Source organism: Glycomyces tarimensis, assembly GCF_054776215.1.
In genome coordinates, this window is sequence record NZ_BAAHCB010000016.1 from 22,489 (window position 1) to 40,957 (window position 18,469).

At 68.8% G+C, this 18,469-nt stretch carries 11 protein-coding genes and 1 pseudogene; 10 read left to right on the forward strand and 2 right to left on the reverse strand.

Features of this window, described 5'->3' with window-relative positions; all coding sequences use genetic code 11:
• The first annotated feature begins 11 nt into the window (after positions 1-11).
• From ACYVK3_RS13090 to ACYVK3_RS13110, 5 genes are all read left to right on the forward strand, one after another.
• Positions 12-2,156 (forward strand): UvrD-helicase domain-containing protein, encoded by a 2,145-nt coding sequence (locus ACYVK3_RS13090; RefSeq protein WP_460497771.1) that lies wholly within the window; start codon positions 12-14, stop codon positions 2,154-2,156.
• A complete protein-coding gene (locus ACYVK3_RS13095; protein WP_460497772.1) occupies positions 2,153-4,168 on the forward strand; it encodes a GmrSD restriction endonuclease domain-containing protein in 2,016 nt (671 codons plus the stop codon). Before ACYVK3_RS13090 ends, ACYVK3_RS13095 begins: the two co-directional genes overlap by 4 nt.
• Before the next feature lie 105 nt (positions 4,169-4,273).
• Positions 4,274-5,464: an exonuclease domain-containing protein gene (locus ACYVK3_RS13100; RefSeq protein WP_460497773.1), complete on the forward strand. Its 1,191-nt coding sequence runs from the start codon at positions 4,274-4,276 to the stop codon at positions 5,462-5,464.
• A gap of 181 nt (positions 5,465-5,645) precedes the next feature.
• Positions 5,646-6,950, forward strand: coding sequence for a CE1 family esterase (locus ACYVK3_RS13105; RefSeq protein ID WP_460497774.1), 1,305 nt, complete (start codon positions 5,646-5,648; stop codon positions 6,948-6,950).
• A gap of 333 nt (positions 6,951-7,283) precedes the next feature.
• Positions 7,284-8,990 carry a DUF6055 domain-containing protein gene (locus ACYVK3_RS13110; RefSeq protein WP_460497775.1) on the forward strand — a complete coding sequence of 569 codons (1,707 nt, stop codon included), beginning with the start codon at positions 7,284-7,286 and terminating at the stop codon, positions 8,988-8,990.
• Positions 8,991-9,044: 54 nt separating this feature from the next.
• On the opposite strand, the gene ACYVK3_RS13115 is transcribed toward ACYVK3_RS13110, so the two are convergent.
• Positions 9,045-11,276 carry a rhamnogalacturonan lyase family protein gene (locus tag ACYVK3_RS13115; protein ID WP_460497776.1) on the reverse strand — a complete coding sequence of 744 codons (2,232 nt, stop codon included), beginning with the start codon at positions 11,274-11,276 and terminating at the stop codon, positions 9,045-9,047.
• A 181-nt stretch (positions 11,277-11,457) separates the two neighbouring features.
• A complete protein-coding gene (locus tag ACYVK3_RS13120; RefSeq protein ID WP_460497777.1) occupies positions 11,458-12,495 on the reverse strand; it encodes a LacI family DNA-binding transcriptional regulator in 1,038 nt (345 codons plus the stop codon).
• Between the two features lie 231 nt (positions 12,496-12,726).
• Here ACYVK3_RS13120 and ACYVK3_RS13125 point away from each other — a divergent pair, with 231 nt between their 5' ends.
• The 5 genes and pseudogenes from ACYVK3_RS13125 to ACYVK3_RS13145 form a co-directional block, all read left to right on the forward strand.
• Positions 12,727-14,028: a type 2 periplasmic-binding domain-containing protein gene (locus ACYVK3_RS13125; protein ID WP_460497778.1), complete on the forward strand. Its 1,302-nt coding sequence runs from the start codon at positions 12,727-12,729 to the stop codon at positions 14,026-14,028.
• A 71-nt stretch (positions 14,029-14,099) separates the two neighbouring features.
• The gene (locus ACYVK3_RS13130) at positions 14,100-14,945 is read left to right on the forward strand and encodes a carbohydrate ABC transporter permease (protein WP_460497781.1); all 846 of its coding nucleotides are present in this window, start codon (positions 14,100-14,102) and stop codon (positions 14,943-14,945) included.
• Positions 14,945-15,775, forward strand: a complete 831-nt coding sequence (locus ACYVK3_RS13135; RefSeq protein WP_460497779.1) for a carbohydrate ABC transporter permease — start codon at positions 14,945-14,947, stop codon at positions 15,773-15,775. Before ACYVK3_RS13130 ends, ACYVK3_RS13135 begins: the two co-directional genes overlap by 1 nt.
• Positions 15,776-15,794: 19 nt before the next feature.
• Positions 15,795-18,143 (forward strand): beta-glucosidase family protein, encoded by a 2,349-nt coding sequence (locus tag ACYVK3_RS13140; protein WP_460497780.1) that lies wholly within the window; start codon positions 15,795-15,797, stop codon positions 18,141-18,143.
• 20 nt (positions 18,144-18,163) lie between these two features.
• A pseudogene (locus ACYVK3_RS13145) lies at positions 18,164-18,469 on the forward strand (xylose isomerase); the annotation flags it as partial.

Below are 18,469 nucleotides of genomic sequence, written 5' to 3' on the forward strand. Positions count from 1 at the left end.
CGGGAGCCGCCATGGCCGAACGTCAGAACGCGATGTTGACGATCCAGAGCAACGCCACCCGACATCTCGACAAGCTCGACCGAGTGGTCCGCGACCGCTTCGCGGACTTCCAGTCCAAGTTCTGCGCCAACATGAACCAACCCGGTTTGCGACTCAAGCAGCTCAAGGGGAATCGCGGCCTGTGGTCCGCCCGCATCACCGACGACTACCGGGCCATCATGTGCAAGATCGGCCACGCCCACTTCGCGCTCATCGCCGTCGAAGCGAGAGGATCGGCCTACGACCGGCTCGACGACCGCTACGAACCGGTCGTCAACCGCGTCACCGGCGCCTTCGAAGTGCTCGACCACGACGACCTCCGCGACGCCGTCAGCGCCTCCGCGCCCGAGCAGGTCCGGCCTAGAACCGAGACCAAACCGAAGGCCCCCGCGACGGTCGGGCTGTTCGAGCCCTATACCGACGCCGAACTGCTCGACCTCGGCGTCGCCGAACCGCTCATGCCGTCCATCCGACAGATCACGAGCGAATCGCAGCTGACAGCCTTCTGCGCCGTCGCGCCACACCACACCGCTGAAGTCCTCAGGGCGCTCGACGCCGGCTTCAGCCTCGACGAGGTCGAAGACCTCATCACCGCCCCCGTCAAGGCGACCGGTCCGGTCGACACCACCGACCTCGAGACCGCCGTCAGCCGCGAAGCCAGCATGGTCACCAGCTCAGACCGAGCCGTCGCCGCCATGCTCGACGACGGCTTCGATGCCTGGCGCGTCTGGCCCCACCCGACGCAGAAGCGCATCATCGACCGCACTTACAAAGGACCGGCGCGCGTCAGCGGCGGCCCCGGCACCGGCAAGACCGTCGTCGCACTCCACCGCGCCGCCCGCCTCGCCCGCAAAGCCGACTCGGACGGCCGCGTCCTGCTCACCACCTTCACCAAGAACCTCGCCGCCGACCTCAGGAACAAACTGGGCCTGCTGCTGGACGAGGACGCCATGAACCGCGTCGACGTCGAACACCTCGACAGCGTCGTCTATCGCCTCGCCGTCGAAGACGGCCGTCGGCTCGGACGCCCGCTCGACGACCGTGAAATGCGCGGATGGTGGAACGAGCTGTGCCGGCAGGTCGGCGAGACCGAACTCGACGGTGAATTCCTCCTCGGCGAATGGACCGACGTCATCTGCGCGCAGCTCCTCACCAGCCGATCCGAGTACTTCCAGGCCCGCCGCATCAGGCGTCCCCGCAGACTCAACCGACTCCAACGTGCCCGCGTGTGGGACCTCGTCGAACGGTTCAACCAGCGGCTCGCCGACGAGGACGCCTGGTGCTGGCCCCAACTGCGCGCCGCCACCGCGCTCGCCGAGGAACACCGCTTCAAAGGCCGCTACCGCTACCGGCACATCGTCATCGACGAGGCCCAAGACCTCACCGCCGCGCACTGGCGGCTCCTGCGCGCCCTCGCACCCGAGGACGCCGACGACCTCTTCATCGCCGGCGACACCTTCCAACGCATCTACGGACAACCCGTCACGCTCGGCCGGCTCGGCGTCGACATCAGAGGCCGCTCCAAGCGGCTGACCCTGAACTACCGCACCACCAAGGAGATCCTCACCACCGCCCTCGCCATCGAAGCCGACGCGAAGGCCGACGACCTCGACGGCGACCTCGACAGCCTCGCCGGATATCGCTCGGTCATGAGCGGCGCGAAACCGCAGTTCAGGCCACAGCCGACGCCGGACGACGAGCTCGTCGAGATCGCCGCCCAAGTGAAGGCGTGGACCGCCGAACACCCGCCCAGCGGCGTCGCCGTGACCGTCCCGACCAAGGCCATGATCGACAAGGTCATCGCCGTCCTCCGCGCCGAAGGCATCACCGCGCGTGCCCTCTCGCCCGAGCGCAGCCCCGGAGCCGACGCCGTCCACGTCGGCACCATGCATCGCCTCAAAGGACTCGAATACCGGTTCATGATGATCTGCGGCATCGGTGCCGAGCACTTCCCGTACAGCCACGTGCGCAAGCTCGCCGACACCGACCCCCAGCGCTACGAGCTCGAGACCGACAAGGCCAGGAACCTGCTCTTCGTCGCCGCTACCCGCGCACGCGACGAGGTCGTCTTCACCTGGTCCGGCGAACCCACACCGCTGCTTCACCTCGACCGGTGACCAAGGAAGGAATCCACCCCGTGCGACTCGAATCCACCACCTGGCAACTCTCCCATTTGGTGCCCCAGATTTCGACCGGAGCCGTCAAACTGCCCGAGGTGCAACGCGGTTACGTGTGGAAACCGACCCAGGTCGCGACGTTCATCGACTCGCTGTACCGCGGCTACCCGATCGGCTCGCTCCTGTTCTGGCGCGCCGACATCGCTCCGCTGACGCGTGAAGCCGACATCGACGCCGCCCCCGCCGAGAACAGCGCACCGCTGTACCTGCTCGACGGCCAGCAGCGCCTCACGTCCCTGCACCGGGTCTTCAACGACCACCGGTCCGCCCAGATCGTGTTCAACGTGGAGACCGAGCGGTTCCAGAACCAGAGCGCCTCGACCGTCGCCGACGCCCGATGGCTCAAGGTCCACGACATCGTCGCCGGCAAGCTCGACGCTTTCGAACTCACTATGAGCCTCGCCGAGCGGCTTACCGAACTCGGCCAGAGCGTCATCCACGAGCGCCTGTCGCGACTCGCGAAGATCAAGGAGCGGACGGTGCACCTGGAGATCCTCGGCGACTTCGAATACGAAGAGGTCTCCGAGATCTTCATCCGCATCAACAGCGGCAGACCCCTCAAGCGCATGGACCTCGCGCTGGCGACACTCTCGGCCCGACGGCCCGGAACGCTCTCCCAACTCGAGGAGGAGGCCGCGTACTGGACCGAACGCGGCTGGGCCGACCTGGACCTGCCGTTCCTGGCACGCGCCCTCACCGCCGCCGTCCTCGGACGCGGCCTCACTCCGGCGTCCAACAAGCAGCTGCTCTCGAAGACCGACGAGGAACTCGACGCCGGATGGGAGACCGTGCGGCGCGGCCTGCGGCACCTGGTGCCGCTGCTGAAGGAGAACCTCGGCGTCACCCACAGCAGCCTCCTCAAATCGCTGGTCGTACTGCTGCCGCTCGTGGTGCTGCTCGGCGAGCGCTCCGATGAGCCGATGGAGGCCGAGGCCGCCAACAGCGTCTTGTACTGGTTCCTCGCCGCCACACTGCGGAACCGCTACAGCGGCTCCACCGACACGAAACTCGGCCAGGACATCCCCGACGCGCGCCGACCCGACGGCATCAACCGGCTCCTCGACCGCCTCGAACTGCCGCGCGGACGACTCGTGGTCACGCCGAAGGACCTCGAAGACCGCACGACCGGCAGTCCGTACTTCATGCTGAGCTTCCTCGCCGCCAAGTCCCAAGGCGCCCACGACTGGTGGTCGGGGGCGGCCGTCTCAGTCGCGGCCGAGGGCGGGCACAAGCTCGAATACCACCACGTGTTCCCGCAGGCCCTGCTGCGGCGCAGCGACAGCGGATACAGCAGGACCGAGATCAACGACCTGGCCAATCTCGTCTTCATCGCCGGGCGAGCCAACCGCAGCATCAGCGCGAAGCGCCCGGTCGACTACCTTCCGGCCCTCAAGCTGCCCGAGAGCGAGCTACTTGCGCACTCGATCCCGGCCGACCGGTCGCTGTGGGAAGTCACCGAGTACCGAGCCTTCCTGGCCCGCCGCCGCGAAATGCTCGCCGACGCCATGAACGCGATCCTCGACCGGCTACGGCCGCAACGGCTCCTCCAAGCCGGCCAGACGACCGACCCGATGGAGGGCCTCGTCGTGGACTTCACATACGTGGTCCCCGAAGGCGGCGACGACCAACTGCACGTCGAGGTGCTCGCCGACGGCCGGAAGTGGGAGGGCGTCTGCGATCTGCCCGAGCTGTACTCGGCGCTGCAGGACGCCTCGCTCGGACTCAACTCCGAGCTGCACATCGCGGGTGCGCCCGTGTCGGTCTCGGCCGGGGACGAGCAGATCGTCATTCCGATGGGCCCCGTTCGAGTGTCGGGCACCCTCGGCGAATGGGAGAAGACCTTGGCGCGCATCGAGGACGAGATCGAGTACCGAGACCAGCCCATGGTCGTCGCCGAAGGCGAGGCGTGTTCCGGGCCGCTGCTGGAGGTCCCCGTCAACGCCGTCATCTGACACCGGCCCAAAGGCGGGCAAGTCGCCGCCTGAGCGGGCCTCGATACAGTTGAGTCACTCAGCGTTGAGGAGGCGAATCGGAGCGTCATGTATGCGGTGTTCGATGTGGAGACAACCGGTCTGTACAGCAAGGACCGAATCGTCGAGATCGCCGTGGCGCACGTCGACGAAGACGGCAAGGTCACCGACCGCTGGGCCACGCTCGTCAATCCCCGGCGCGATCTCGGCCCGCAGGAGCTGCACGGCATCAGAGCCGCCGACGTCCGCAAGGCGCCGACGTTCGACCAGATCGCCGGCGAAGTCCTCGCGCGCCTCGCCGGAAGGATTCCGGTCGCGCACAACATCGCCTTCGACAGCCGGATGCTCGCCGGTGAATACGGCCGGCTCGGCGTCGCGATCCCGAACCTCACCGAATGCGGCCTGTGCACCATGCAATGGGCGTCGCACTTTCTCCCTGGTGTGCGGCGCTCCCTCGCGGACTGCTGCGAGGAGGCCGGCATCGGCAACGACCGGCCGCACGAGGCGCTCTCCGACGTCCTGGCGACGGCCCGACTGCTGACGTTCTACCTCGGCAGCACGAGCGTGGTCCCTCCATGGGCCGAGCTGAGCGAGGTCGCTCGGCAGCTGTGCTGGCCGAAGCTGCCCACCGTGGTCTGCGAGACGGTGCAGCGCGGCGCCGGTGCCGCCGGAGGTGCGGACTTCCTCGGACGCCTCGTCGACCACTTGCCGCGCGTGCCCGACCCGCCACAGGCGGACGTCTATCTGTCCATGCTCGACCGCGCGCTCATCGACCGGCACGTCTCGGCCGCGGAGGCCGACGAGCTCGTGGCGCTGGCCGCAGAGCTGGGGATCACGCGAGGGACGGCGCTCAAGCTGCACCGCGGCTACCTCGAGGCATTGGCCGCGGCCGCTGTGGAGGACGGCGTCGTCAGCGATGCCGAGCGGGACGACCTCAAGCTCGTGGCGGCGCTCTTGTCGTTGCCGGGCGACGAGGTCGATCGGGCGCTCCAGTCGGCCACGACCACTGAGGCGCCACCCCAGCGCGGCATTCGGCACGAACTGAAGCAAGGAGACCTGGTGGTCCTCACCGGCTCGTTCGCGGAGTCCAAACAGTACTGGGCCGATCGGCTGGAGTCGGCCGGTCTGCGCGTGGCGCCCAATGTCACGAAGCAGACCGCGCTCGTGGTGGCCGCGGACGCCGATTCCATGTCCGGCAAGGCGACCAAGGCCCGCCGATACGGCATCCCCGTGATCGGTGCCGAGGCGGTCGAACTGGTTCTCTCGCGATTGCGGTGAGGCTTCCAGTTCCGAGGCAATGCCACTGCGGCGGTTGTGTATAGACGTGAATCGATATATTCTGTGCGGACCCTCATGACATTGTCCTCGATTGCTCGGCTTTCGCGGCACAGGTCGACGGGCGTCCGGTGTTTGGGAGCGCTGCTATGACCGCTGCCGCGTGCCAGACAAGGAATACCCCATGTCTTCGTCGATCAGACTCAGCGCGGTGGCCCTGGCGACCGCGCTGTGCGTCATCGCCGCCGCACTTCTCGCCCTCACTCTGCCGAGGCAGGCCGAGGCGCAGACCAGCCCGGTGCCGACCGCGCAGCTCACCCAGGTCACCGACTTCGGCGCCAACCCCGGCAACCTCGAGATGTACCTGTACGTGCCGGACAACGTGCTAGCCGAAGCGCCGCTCCTGGTGGGCGTCCACTGGTGCACCGGCTCGGGCCCGGACTTCTACAACGGCACCGAATACGCCAGACTGGCCGAGCAGCACGGCTTCATCGTGCTCTACCCCTCGGTCACCCGCAGCAGCAAGTGCTTCGACGTCGCCTCGCCCCAGGCGCTGACGCGCGACGGCGGCAGCGACCCGGTGAGCATCAAGTCCATGATCGACTGGGTCGAGTCGAACTACACGATCGACGAGGACCGCGTCTTCGCGACGGGCGTCTCGTCGGGCGCGATGATGACCAACGTCCTCCTCGGCCTCTACCCCGACGTCTTCGAGGCCGGCTCGGCCTTCGCCGGAGTCCCCTTCGGGTGCTTCGCGACGACCAACGGTTCGGAGTGGAACTCCGAGTGCGCGGGCGGCCAGATCGTCCGCACCCCGCAGCAGTGGGGCGACCTGGTGCGGGGCGCCTACCCCGGTTACAGCGGGGAGCGCCCGCGCATGCAGACCTGGCACGGCACTGAGGACGACACCCTGCGCTACCCCAACTTCGACGAGCAGATCAAGCAGTGGACGAACGTCCACGGCGTCTCCCGGACGCCGTCGTTCAACGACCGGCCGCAGTCGAACTGGAACCGGACCCGATACGGCGGCACCGGCTCCCAGGCGCCGGTCGAGGCGATCAGCGTCGAAGGCGTCGGCCACAACGTGATCACCGCCCAGATGGCGCCGTACGTCATGGACTTCTTCGGCCTCGACGACCCCGTCGAGGAGCCGACCGATCCCATCACCGACGAGCCGAGCGAGCCCGCCGAAGGCGGATGCGAGGCCACCGTCGAGGTCGCGGGCGACTGGGGCTCGGGCTGGCAGGGCAGCGTTTCGGTGACTGCCGGATCCGAAAGCATCGACGGCTGGACTCTGACGTGGACATGGCCGGGCGGCCAGCGCATCACCAGCTCCTGGAACGCCGACCTCACCGCGAACGGCTCCTCGGTGACCGTCTCCGACGTGGGATGGAACGGCAACGTCGCCGCCGGGCAGGCCCGGAGCGCCTCGGGCTTCATCGCCACCGGCCCGAGCGCCTCACCGGAGGTGACCTGCACGCCCGCGTAGCGGCCGTCCGAGCCGGCCCGGAGACGCCTGAGGCCTCCGGGCCGGCTCCGCGTTCTGGCGCTTGCATAGGTGAAGAACCGGGCTCAGCGCACCGGCCGGAGTCGCCCTCTTGGCGGCCGGAACCGGAGCCGTGGCGGGGGAGCCGCCGGCATCGAACAGTCCACGACCTCCCGTGAGCCCCGGCGCGCGCCGGGGCTCACTGCGGTCTCCAAGAGTTTCGGAAAACGCCAGAGTCTTCCATCGGTGCCGCCCTATACGGCATAATATCCACACTTGTAAATGTCCGAAAACGCTTTCGGGCGTTTTCGGTCGCACTGAGGAAGGGGACTTCCCATGGAAGACCGACAAGTCCGCGGACGACACCGGCGGCTCGGGGCCGTCGCACTCGCCTGCGGCGCGCTCACCGCCGGCATGCTGGCAGTCGTGGCGGCGAACCCGGCGCACGCCGCCGCCTGCGAGGCCGTCGAATACGACATCGTCAGCGAATGGGGCAACGGCCACCAGGCCGACGTCGCCATCACGGCAGGCTCCAGCGCCATCGACGGCTGGACCATCGAGTTCGACCTGCCGGCCGGCTCCACCGTCCAGAGCGCCTGGAACGTCGACTGGAGCCAGTCCGGCCCGACGTTCACCGGCTCCGACGTCGGCTGGAACGCGGCCGTCGCGGCCGGCGAGACCCGCGGGGCGTTCGGCCTGATCGTCACCGGCTCCGCCGGTGAACCCGCCGCCTTCAGACTCAACGGCCGGGAATGCGGCGGCGACGTCACCGGCCCCACCGAGCCGCCCACCACCGACGCACCCACCACCGACCTGCCCCAGCAGCAGAAGCAGTCCCGCGTCCCGCGCCTGCTCACCGATGCCGGCGCCGAGACCGGCAACTTCGTCGAGTCCGAGAACTTCACCGTCCGCTGGGGCGACGCCGTCGACGTGGTCGACTGGGGCCGGCAGCGCGGCTACGACAACTACCCCCAGTGGGTCGCGAACCACATGGAGGAGATCTGGGACTTCTACGTCGACGAGGTCGGCTGGGTCGATCCCGCCCAGCACGACCCCGGTGGGGACTACCGGATCAACCTCTATCTGTGCGGCTCCTGGTCCGGGGACTTCCTCCCGAGGGCCAACTGGGCCGGCGCGGACGACATAGGGCTGGGCCACATGTGCATGCCCTACGACAAGACCTGGGACGACTGGGTCGAGTCGCACGAGTTCAACCACGTCCTGCAGGTCTACGCCAGCGACATGAACGCCGCCAACGGCAACGGCGGCGGCTGGGGCCACGGCAACCCGGTGGCCGGGCCCGTGTGGGAGGCGCACGCCAACTACATGGCCCGCATGAAGCGACCGGATGTCGTCCGCGGCTCCGGCTACTACCTCGACCGCCAGCACTTCCGCTGGCTCGCCCAGGAGACCTACTACGGCGACTGGATGCTGTTCAACACCATCCGCGACACCTACGGCCCGGAGGTCATCGACCGGTTCTGGTACGAGGCGCGGCAGAACGAGCACCCGATCGACACGATCAAACGCGTCCTCGGCCTGGACCACGAAGGGTTCGCCGAGCTCATCGGCGACTACGCGTCCCGGCAGGTCGTGTACGACTTCACCGACGGCCAGGCGATCCGCGGCGACCTGTGGGGGAGCGGCTCCTACCGGCCGCTGCACACCGATCCGCTGCAGAGCCAGGGCGGCGACCAGTACCGGGTCGCGAACGGCGACGCCCCGCACCAGTACGGGCACAACATCTTCCGGCTCGACCCGAGCGGGGGAGCAGTGAGCGTCCAGCTCCAGGGCCTGTCGAACCTCTCCGGCGCGGACTGGCGCTTCCAGCTCGTCGCCGTCGGCTCCGACTTCTCGGTCCGCTACGGCGGGCAGTTCTCGCCCGGCGAGACCGCGAGCCTCAGCCTCCAGAGCGGTGAGACGCACCTGATGCTCGTCGTCGCGGCGACCCCGTCGGAGCACCGGAACTATCCGATGTGGGAAGTCGGGGTCGGCGACCCGTTCCCGTACCAGCTCACCATCACCGGCGCTACGCCGAGTTAGCGCATACGCGTGAGGGGCGGGCCCGGCCGGGCCCGCCCCTCACGATCGCAGGCCCTACGGCGTGAAGATGTCCGGCCAAGGGGCGGCCGACATGTCGCTGCCGATGTAGAAGCTCGGGTGCGGCGGCTGGTTGTAAGCGGTGTTCTGCCACGCGATCGCCACACGGTACTGCGGGTCGTGCATCAGCGTCGCGATGCGCAGGTCCGTTTCGTGCGGCGTGGCGTAGATCCGCAGCGCCGAGGAGTCGCTGGTCCGCCAGATCACCTCTTCGCGCCAGTCGCCGAACAGGTCCGCCGAGAGCGCCGGGTTCGCCTTGGTGCCGTTGTTCGACGACACGCCCGAGCCGGTCAGCAGGCGCTGGCCGGGGGAGTGGTTGTCGATGTGGGTGTCGTCCAGCAGCTCCCGCTCGCCGTCGCCGTCCCACCATGCCAGGAAGTTCGCCGAGCTCGGCTTGGAGCCGATGTTGGACCCCGAGGCGTTCAGCAGGCCGCTGACATTCGAGGACCAATACTCCGCGCCCGGGTTGCCGGCATCGACGTTCGCGGCCACGCCGCGGCCGTTGTCGCCGCTCGGGCTCGTCTGGAACAGGACCGTCCCGTTCGCGGCGACGAGGCTGGAGGACGGCTGGCTGCCGCTCTCGTGCACCATGAACACCTCCTGGCCGCTGCGGCTCGGCACGAAGTCGCTCACGTGCAGCGCGTCCCCGTGGCCGAACCTGGTGTTCCACAGCGCCCGGCCGTCCGAGCCGATCGCCATCGCCCCGTAGACGACGTCCTGGCGGCCGTCGCCGTTGAGGTCGGCGATCGAGAGACTGTGCGCGCCTTGGCCCGCGTACTGCGAACCGGCCTGGTCCGAGTCGAAGATCCAGCGCGTGGACAGGTTCTGGCCGTCGAAGTCGACCGCCCAGATCACCGAGCGCGTGTAGTAGCCGCGGGCGAAGATCATCGACGGGCTCGCGCCGTCCAGGTACGCGGTGCCGGCGAGGAACCGGTCGACGCGGTTGCCGTAGTTGTCGCCCCAGTTCGAGACGTTGCCGCGCGGCGGCTGGTAGTCCACGGTGTCGATCGCCGCACCGGTGCGCCCGTCGAAGATCGTCAGGTACTCCGGGCCGGCCAGCACGTAGCCGTCGCCGTTGCGGTGGTCGGCGCTCGCGTTGCCGATGACGCCGCCCCGGCCGTCAACGGTGGCGTCGGCGGTCTTCATGGCGATCTCGGCGTCGCCGTCACCGTCGTAGTCGTACACCTGGAACTGCGTGTAGTGCGCGCCGGAGCGGATATTGCGCCCCAGGTCGATCCGCCACAGACGCGTGCCGTCGAGCCGGTAGGCGTCGATGATCGTGTTGCCGGTGACCCCGGACTGCGAGTTGTCCTTGGCGTTCGACGGGTACCACTTGACGATGTACTCGTAGTCGCCGTCACCGTCCAGGTCGCCGACGCTGGCGTCGTTGGCCTCGTAGGTGAAGCCGCTGCCCGAAGGCCGCTGGATCGGGATGTCGAAGTAGCCGGAGGAGTTGAACCGGACCTCTGCGCCCGCTTCAGAGCCCTCGCTCCCGCCGGTCACGGCGCTGACGCTGTACTGCGCGCCGGACGAGCCGCCGCTGTCGAGGTAGTTCGTCGCGCCGGTGATCGGCGAGGAGTGCAGCTTGGTGCCGTCGCGGTAGACGTTGAAGGCCGTGTTCTCGTCGTCGGTGCCGAGCAGCCGCCAGCTGACGAGGTTGCCGCCGCCCGAGGGCACGACCGTCACGCCGCGCGTGAGCGCCTCGGCCTGGTGGTTCCCGTCGCCGCCTTGACCGGGCTCCCCGGTCGGATCGTCGGTGGGCTCCTCGGAGGTCGGTTCGTCGGTGGTCGGCTCGCCGGTGGGGTCCACCGCGCCGTCGCAGGCGACGCCGTTGAGCGTGAACGCGGTCGGTGCCGGATTCGAGGACGACCACGAGCCGTTGAAGCCGAAGCCGACGGTGCCGCCGCCGGCGATGGTGCCGTTGTACGAGAGGTTCTCGGCGGTCACGGACGAGCCGGACTGCGCGACGTCGGCGTTCCAGGCGCTGGTGATCTGCTGGCCGGCGCCGTAGTCCCACTCGAGGGTCCAGGAGCTGACAGGGTCGCCCAGGTTCGTCACCTCGACCCCGGCGGTGAAGCCGCCGGGCCATTGATTCGCCACCGTGTAGGTGACCGAGCATCCGGTGGCGGCGTTGGCGCCGACGGCCCACACCGCCGGCACCGTCACTGCCAGGGCGGCCGCGGACACGGCCGCCAGGGTCTTCCATCGTCTCGTCGGGGGGTTTCGCATGTTGACTCCGCGCGTTTCGCATTGTGGACGGTGCGGGGCACCGCTCCCACCGGGTGGTGGGAAACAGCGGCGTCGGCGTGGAGATGCCGGGTTTCCACGGAAGCGCCGCCATCGATACATCTAATTGAATCGATTTAATGGAACAGCATATACGCCGCGGCTCGGGAACGCAACGCACGGGTCAGTCTCGGGGCGGGGCGGTCGACTCGCGGACGACCAGGCTCGTCGCCAGCTGGACGTGGTGGGAGTCGGGGCGCTTGCCGTCGGCCAGGCCGAGGACCGTGCGCGCGGCGACGCGGCCCATCTGGCGCAGCGGCTGGCGGACGGTGGTGAGCGCCGGTTCGGTCCACATGACGCCGTAGACGTCGTCGAAGCCGACGATGCTCAAGTCGCCCGGGATCGCCATTCCGCGGTGCTGGGCGACGCGCAGGGCGCCCAAGGCGATGACGTCGCTGCCGGCGAAGATCGCCGTCGGCGGCTCGGCCATGTCCAGCAGGAACTCCGCGGCCTTCGATCCGGTCTCGGGCGCGAAGGCGCCGTGGCTCGTCAGCAGCGGATCGGGCGTCAGGCCGGCCGTCTCCAGCGCCTCGCGGTAGCCGTGCAGGCGCTCGCGGCCGGGGACGGAGTGCTCGGGTCCGCCCGCGAAGGCGATGCGCCGGTGCCCCAGCTTCAGCAGGTGCCGGGTCGCCTGCACGCCGCCGGCCCAGTTGGTGGCGCCGACGCTGGTGACGCGGTCGTCGAGGGGGTTGAGCGGGTCGATGACCACCAGCGGCAGCCCGAGGCTCTCGCACAGGGCGATCTCCTCGCCGGTCAGCTGGGTGGTCACCACGATGAGGCCGGAGTGGCCGCGTGAGGCGATCTCCTTGATCTTGTCGACGCCCAGCGACGCCTCGGGGACCACGCCGCCGGTGCCCAGGGCGCTGGTGACGACGTCGACGCCCAGCTCGGTGCCGGCGCTGAGGACGCCGTCGAGCACGTACAGGGAGTACATGTTGATGATCATGTCGAAGACGACGTGGATCGAGTTGCGCGCGACCGGCTCCCTCGGGCCGGTGCTGGGCATGTAGCCGAGTTCGGCGATCGCCTGCTGCACTTGCCGCCTCGTCTCCTCGGAGACGCCGGGCCTGCCGTTGAGCACTTTGGAGGCGGTGGCCTTGGAGACGCCCGCGCGCTCGGCGACGGCGGCGAGCGTCGCACGGGGGTTGGCCGGTCTGGTCATCGCTTGCACCTTGTCTTCATGTGTGCCGTCATTCTATCCGGTCCGCGAAAAAGTTTCCAAGCCCGAGGTCCCGGTCTGTCGATTTTCTTGGTTCTGGGGGTGGTCCTTTATACTTCTGTGACTTGACGCACCGATGTACAGGGCGTACGTTCGAAACATTCAGAAACAGTGTCGAAACTGTTTCTCATAAACTGAGTATTCGGGCTCCGGCCCGGAGGAAGGACTCCAGCAATGAAGCTTGGAACTCGCCGCCGCACCCTTCTGGCATTCGGCGCCTCGGCACCCGTCATCGCCGCCGCAAGCGCGTGCAACGGCAACGAGCCCAGTGGCCCGGGCGGTGACGGCGCGACCGCTTGGGGACTCACCGGCGGGGCCGAAACCGCCATGCGCGCCTCGTTCGAATCCTGGAACGAAGCCAACCCGGACAATCAGATCTCCTCCGAGTACTTCGCGAACGACGCCTACAAGGAGAAGATCCGCACCGCGATCGGCTCCGGCAACGCGCCGACGCTCATCTTCGGCTGGGCCGGCGCCACACTGAACGAGTACGTCGAGAACGACTACGTCATCGACCTCACCGACGACACCTCGGCTCTCATCGACCGCGTGCTGCCGTCCGTGGCCGCCACCGGCATGATCGACGACAGGGTCTACGCCGTCCCGAACAACCAGTCTCAGCCGATCATCATGTACTACAACAACGAGGTGCTCCAGTCGGCCGGCACCGAGCAGCCGACCACCTGGGACGAGCTCCTGTCCTCCATCGAAGCGCTCAAGAGCGAAGGCGTCACGCCGATCGCCCTGGCCGGGCAGAGCGTCTGGCCCGAACTGATGTGGATCGAGTACCTCGCCGACCGCGTCGGCGGCGCCGAGTGCTTCAACCGCGTCCTCGCCGGCGAGGCCGGTGCCTGGTCGCACCCGGACATGGTCCGCGCCGCCGATATGATCACCCAGCTCGTCGACGTCGGCGCCTTCGGCGACAACTTCGCCTCCGTCGTCGCCGACGCCGGAGCCGACCAGGCCCTCGTCTACACGGGCGCGGCCGGCATGATCCTCCAGGGCAGCTGGATCTACCCCGACGTCGTCAACAACGCTCCCGACCTCGTCGAGAGCGGCGGCTTCGGATTCTCGAACTTCCCGAGCGTCGAAGACGGCATCGGCGACCCGAACAACATCGTCGGCAACCCGGCCAACTTCTGGTCCGTCTCCGCGCACGACTCCGACGAGGCCCAGGAGACCGCCACCTCCTACCTCTCCGAGGCGATCTACGACGACGAGCACATCGAAGAGCTGCTCTCGATCGGGGCCGTCCCGCCCGTGGTCGGCATCGAGGACCGCATCGCCGAGGCCGACAACGCCGAGTTCCTCACGCTCAACTACGAAATGGTCCGCGACGCGCCCAACTTCCAGCTGTCGTGGGACCAGGCGCTCCCCGCCGACCAGGCGCAGGAGCTGCTGAACAACCTCTCCCAGCTGTTCCTCGGCGACCTGACCGCAGAAGAGTTCGCCTCGGCGATGGACGCCACGCTGTGACGAGCACGAGCCACGCGATCCGGAAGGGCGCGCGCCGCCGCGGCGCGCGCTCGGCCGGGCCCTCCAAATGGATGGCCGTCCCGGCCCTGGTCTTCTTCGGCGTCTTCGCGGTCATCCCGCTGTTCGGCGTCTTCGCGCTGTCCTTCGTCAACTGGGACAGCCTCGGCCCCATCACCTGGGCCGGCCTCAGCAACTGGGAGGCGGCCGCCAACGACCCGGTCTCGCGCAACGCACTGTGGCTGACCTTCAAGCTCACCTTCCTGTGCGTCGTGTTCCAGGCCCCGGTGAGCCTCCTGCTCGGCGTCTTCCTCGCCGGCCGCCAGCGCTACCGGGCCGTGCTGGCCACACTGTTCTTCCTGCCGCTGCTGTTCAGCTCCGCGGCCGTGGCCATCACCTTCACCGCCCTGCTCGACCCGAACTTCGGGGCCGGCCGGGCGCTCAACCTCGAGCTGCTCACCCAGAACTGGCTCGGCGACCCTGATCTCGCCCTGTACGTGGTCGTGTTCGTGATCGGGTGGTGCTTCATTCCGTTCCACACGCTCATCTACCAGGCCGGCACCCGTCAGATCCCCAAGGAGCTGTACGAGGCGTCCCGCATCGACGGGGCCGGGCCGGTCGCCCAGTTCTTCCGGATCACCCTGCCGATGCTGAAGTACACGATCGTCACCTCGACCACGATCATGACCGTCGGGTCCCTGACCTACTTCGACCTCATCTTCGTGCTCACCGGCGGCGGCCCAGGCAACGCCACCCGCGTCCTGCCGCTCGACATGTACCTCACCGGTTTCCGCTCCTACGAGATGGGCCAGGCCAGCGTCCTCGCGGTCGTCCTCGTCGTCGTCGGGCTCGCCGTCGCACTCGGCCTGAACCGGATCACCGGCGCCAGCCGGATGGACAGCGCCTCGGAGGGATCGTAATGTCCAAGCCCACCTCGACCCGTCCCAACGTCCTCGGTGCGCTCAGCGCCTGGCTGTGGCTCGCGATCATCATCCTGCCGATCTACTACATCTTCGTCACGAGCCTGCGCCCGCAGGCCGACTACTTCTCCGAGAACCCGCTGTCGTGGCCCTCGAACGCGACGCTCGACGCCTACGTCCGCGTGCTCGAGAACGACTTCCTGCTGTTCTTCGTCAACAGCGTCATCGTCACCGTCGCCACCGTGAGCATCACCCTCGCCGTGTCGATCATGGCGGCCTACGTGGTCGTGCGCAGCAAGAACGCGTTCGGCAGGCAGCTCTTCCGCGTCGCCCTGCTGGGCATCGCCATCCCGATCCAGGCCGCGATCATCCCGGTCTTCTACCTGATCGTCCAGCTCGGGCTCTACGACACGCTGCTCGCGCTCATCCTGCCGTCGATCGCGTTCGCCATCCCGCTGACGCTGCTGATCCTGACGAACTTCCTGCGCGAGATCCCCGAGTCGCTGTTCGAGTCCATGCGCATGGACGGCGCCACCGAATGGAAGATCCTGCTGCGCCTGGTCGTGCCGCTCTCGCGGCCCGCGCTGGCGACCGTCGGGGTCTACCAGACGCTCCAGGTCTGGAACAGCTTCCTGTTCCCGCTGGTGCTCACCCAGAGCGCCTCGACCCGCGTCATCCCGCTGTCGCTGTGGAGCTTCCAGGGCCAGTTCGGCATCGACGTCCCGGCCGTGCTCGCCGCCGTCGTCCTGTCGGTCCTGCCGATGCTCGCCGCGTACATCGTCGCCCGCCGACAACTGGTGTCCGGCCTGACCGCCGGATTCGGAAAATAACGAAAGAGAGAGTTCCACCATGGCAAAGTCCACCGACTGGCGCGATCCGGCGGCCACCCCCGCCGAGCGGGTGGAGGCGCTGCTCGCGACCATGACCCTCGAGGAGAAGCTCGGCCAGCTCGGCAGCTTCTGGCCGCCGCACATCGATGAGGGCGACGGCGGCGAGCCCACCGAGAGCGGCGGCGCCGACGGCGGCGTCGCGCCGATGGAGGACGCCATGCGCGGCGCGGTCGAGGACTTCGACAAGGCGGTCGCGAACGGGCTCGGCCACATCACCCGCGCCTTCGGCACCGGGCCGGTCACCGCCGCCGAAGGGGCCGAGAAGCTCGAGCGGATGCAGCGGCGCATCGTCGAGCTGAGCCGACTCGGCATCCCCGCCATCGCCCACGAGGAGTGCCTGACCGGCTTCACCACCTACGGCGCGACGGTCTACCCGACGTCGCTGGCCTGGGCCGCGGCCTTCGACCCCGAGCTCACCGAGCGCATGGCCGCGCGCATCGGCGCCGACATGCGCGCCGTCGGCGTCCACCAGGGACTCTCACCGGTCATGGACGTCGTCCGCGACTACCGGTGGGGCCGCGTCGAAGAGACCATGGGAGAGGACCCCTACCTCGTCGGCACCACCGGCACCGCGTACGTGCGCGGCCTCGAATCGGCCGGCGTCATCGCCACCCTGAAGCACTTCGCCGGTTACTCCGCCTCCCGGGCCGCCCGCAACCACGCGCCCGTCTCCATGGGCCCCAGAGAGTTCGCCGACATCATCCTCCCGCCGTTCGAGATGGCCGTGCGCCTGGGCGGCACCCGCTCGGTCATGAACTCCTACGCCGACGTCGACGGCGTGCCCGCCGCGGCCAACCGCGAACTGCTCACCGGGACCCTCCGGGAGCAATGGGGCTTCACCGGCACCGTCGTCTCCGACTACTGGGCCATCGCCTTCCTCGACATGATGCACCGCGTCACCGCCGACCGCACCGACTCCGGCGCCGTGGCGCTCGAGGCCGGCATCGACGTCGAACTGCCCGGCGCCGACGCCTACACCCGCCTGGTCGACAAGGTCGCCTCCGGCGAACTCGACGAAGCGGTCGTCGACACCGCCGTGCGCCGCGTACTGCACCAGAAGGCCGAACTCGGACTGCTCGACGCCGAGCCCGAACTGCCGGCCCCGAACCCGCAGGTCGACCTCGACAGCGAAGGCAACCGGGCGCTGGCCGCCGAGATCGCCGAGAAGTCGGTCGTGCTGCTCGACAACGACGGCATCCTGCCCCTGCCCGCCGGGAAGAGCGACATCGCCCTCATCGGCCCGACCGGCGACAACCCGTGGACGTTCATGGGCTGCTACTCCTTCCCCAACCACGTGCTGTCCCAGAAGGAAGAGGAGGGCACCGGCGTCGAAGTGCGCTCCCTGCTGGAGACCCTCCGCGCCGAACTGCCCGAGGCGACCATCGACCACACCCCGGGCGCCCCGATCCGCGACCTCGACCGCAGCGGCATCGCCGCCGCAGCGGCCGCGGCCGAAGCCGCCGACGTGGCCGTCCTGGCCGTCGGCGACCTCGCCCGGCTGTTCGGGCGCGGCACCTCCGGTGAGGGCTGCGACGCGCTCGACCTGGGGCTCCCGGGCGCTCAGGCCGATCTCGTCGAGGCCGTGCTCGCCACCGGCACCCCGACGGTCCTCGTCGTGGTCTCGGGCCGCCCCTACGCCCTCGGCGACTTCGCCGGGCGCTGCTCCGCCGTCGTGCAGGCGTTCCTGCCCGGCGAGGAGGGCGGCGCGGCCATCGCGGGCGTCCTGTCCGGACGGATCAACCCCAGCGGCCACCTGCCGGTCGGTGTCCCCGCCATCGGAGGCGGTCAGCCGGGCACCTACATCGCCCCGCCGCTCGGGCACCACAGCGAAGGCGTGTCCAATATCGACCCGACACCGCTCTACCCGTTCGGGCACGGCAAGTCGTACACGAGCTTCGAATACGGCGACCTGCGCCTGAGCGACCACACCATCGCGAACGACGGCGAGGTGCTGGTGTCGGTCTGCGTGACCAACACCGGCGAGCGCGCCGGCGGCGACGTCGTCCAGCTCTACCTGTCCGACGAGGTCGCACAGGTGACCCGGCCGGTGCGCGAACTGGTCGGCTACGCCCGCCTCGACCTCGACGCCGGCGAGACCAAGCGCGTCACCTTCCGCCTCCACGCCGACCGCACCTCGTTCACCGGGCGCGCCGGCAGGCGCATCGTCGAGCCGGGCGCCTTCACCGTCGCGGTCGGGCACTCGAGCCTCGACCTGCCGCTCGCCGAACAGTTCCGGATCACCGGCAAGGTTCGCACGATCGACGGTGAGCGCGTCATGACCACCGGCGTCGACATCACCGACAACTGAAGCAGCAAAGGACAGACACCATGAGCGACAAGTACACGCCCGTCCCCGAGGACAAGTTCTCGTTCGGGATCTGGACGGTCGGTTGGGCGGCCCAAGACGTGTTCGGTCCCGCGACGCGGGCGCCGATGGCGGCCGACCGGGCCGTGCGCAAGCTCGCCGAGATCGGCGCGTACGGCGTGAACTTCCACGACAACGACGTGTTCGACTTCGACGACGCCGAGAAGGACGCCAAGATCGGCGCCTTCCGCAAGGCCCTGGACGACACCGGCCTGAAGGTCACGACGGCGACGACGAACCTGTTCGGCCACCCGATCTTCAAGGACGGC

Coding starts and splice junctions, on each gene's coding strand:
- ACYVK3_RS13090 (WP_460497771.1), top strand. CDS start 12: ATGGCCGAACGTCAGAACGCGATGTTGACGATCCAGAGCAACGCCACC.
- ACYVK3_RS13105 (WP_460497774.1), top strand. CDS start 5,646: ATGTCTTCGTCGATCAGACTCAGCGCGGTGGCCCTGGCGACCGCGCTG.
- ACYVK3_RS13110 (WP_460497775.1), top strand. CDS start 7,284: ATGGAAGACCGACAAGTCCGCGGACGACACCGGCGGCTCGGGGCCGTC.
- ACYVK3_RS13115 (WP_460497776.1), bottom strand. CDS start 11,276: ATGCGAAACCCCCCGACGAGACGATGGAAGACCCTGGCGGCCGTGTCC.
- ACYVK3_RS13120 (WP_460497777.1), bottom strand. CDS start 12,495: ATGACCAGACCGGCCAACCCCCGTGCGACGCTCGCCGCCGTCGCCGAG.
- ACYVK3_RS13125 (WP_460497778.1), top strand. CDS start 12,727: ATGAAGCTTGGAACTCGCCGCCGCACCCTTCTGGCATTCGGCGCCTCG.
- ACYVK3_RS13130 (WP_460497781.1), top strand. CDS start 14,100: ATGGCCGTCCCGGCCCTGGTCTTCTTCGGCGTCTTCGCGGTCATCCCG.
- ACYVK3_RS13135 (WP_460497779.1), top strand. CDS start 14,945: ATGTCCAAGCCCACCTCGACCCGTCCCAACGTCCTCGGTGCGCTCAGC.
- ACYVK3_RS13140 (WP_460497780.1), top strand. CDS start 15,795: ATGGCAAAGTCCACCGACTGGCGCGATCCGGCGGCCACCCCCGCCGAG.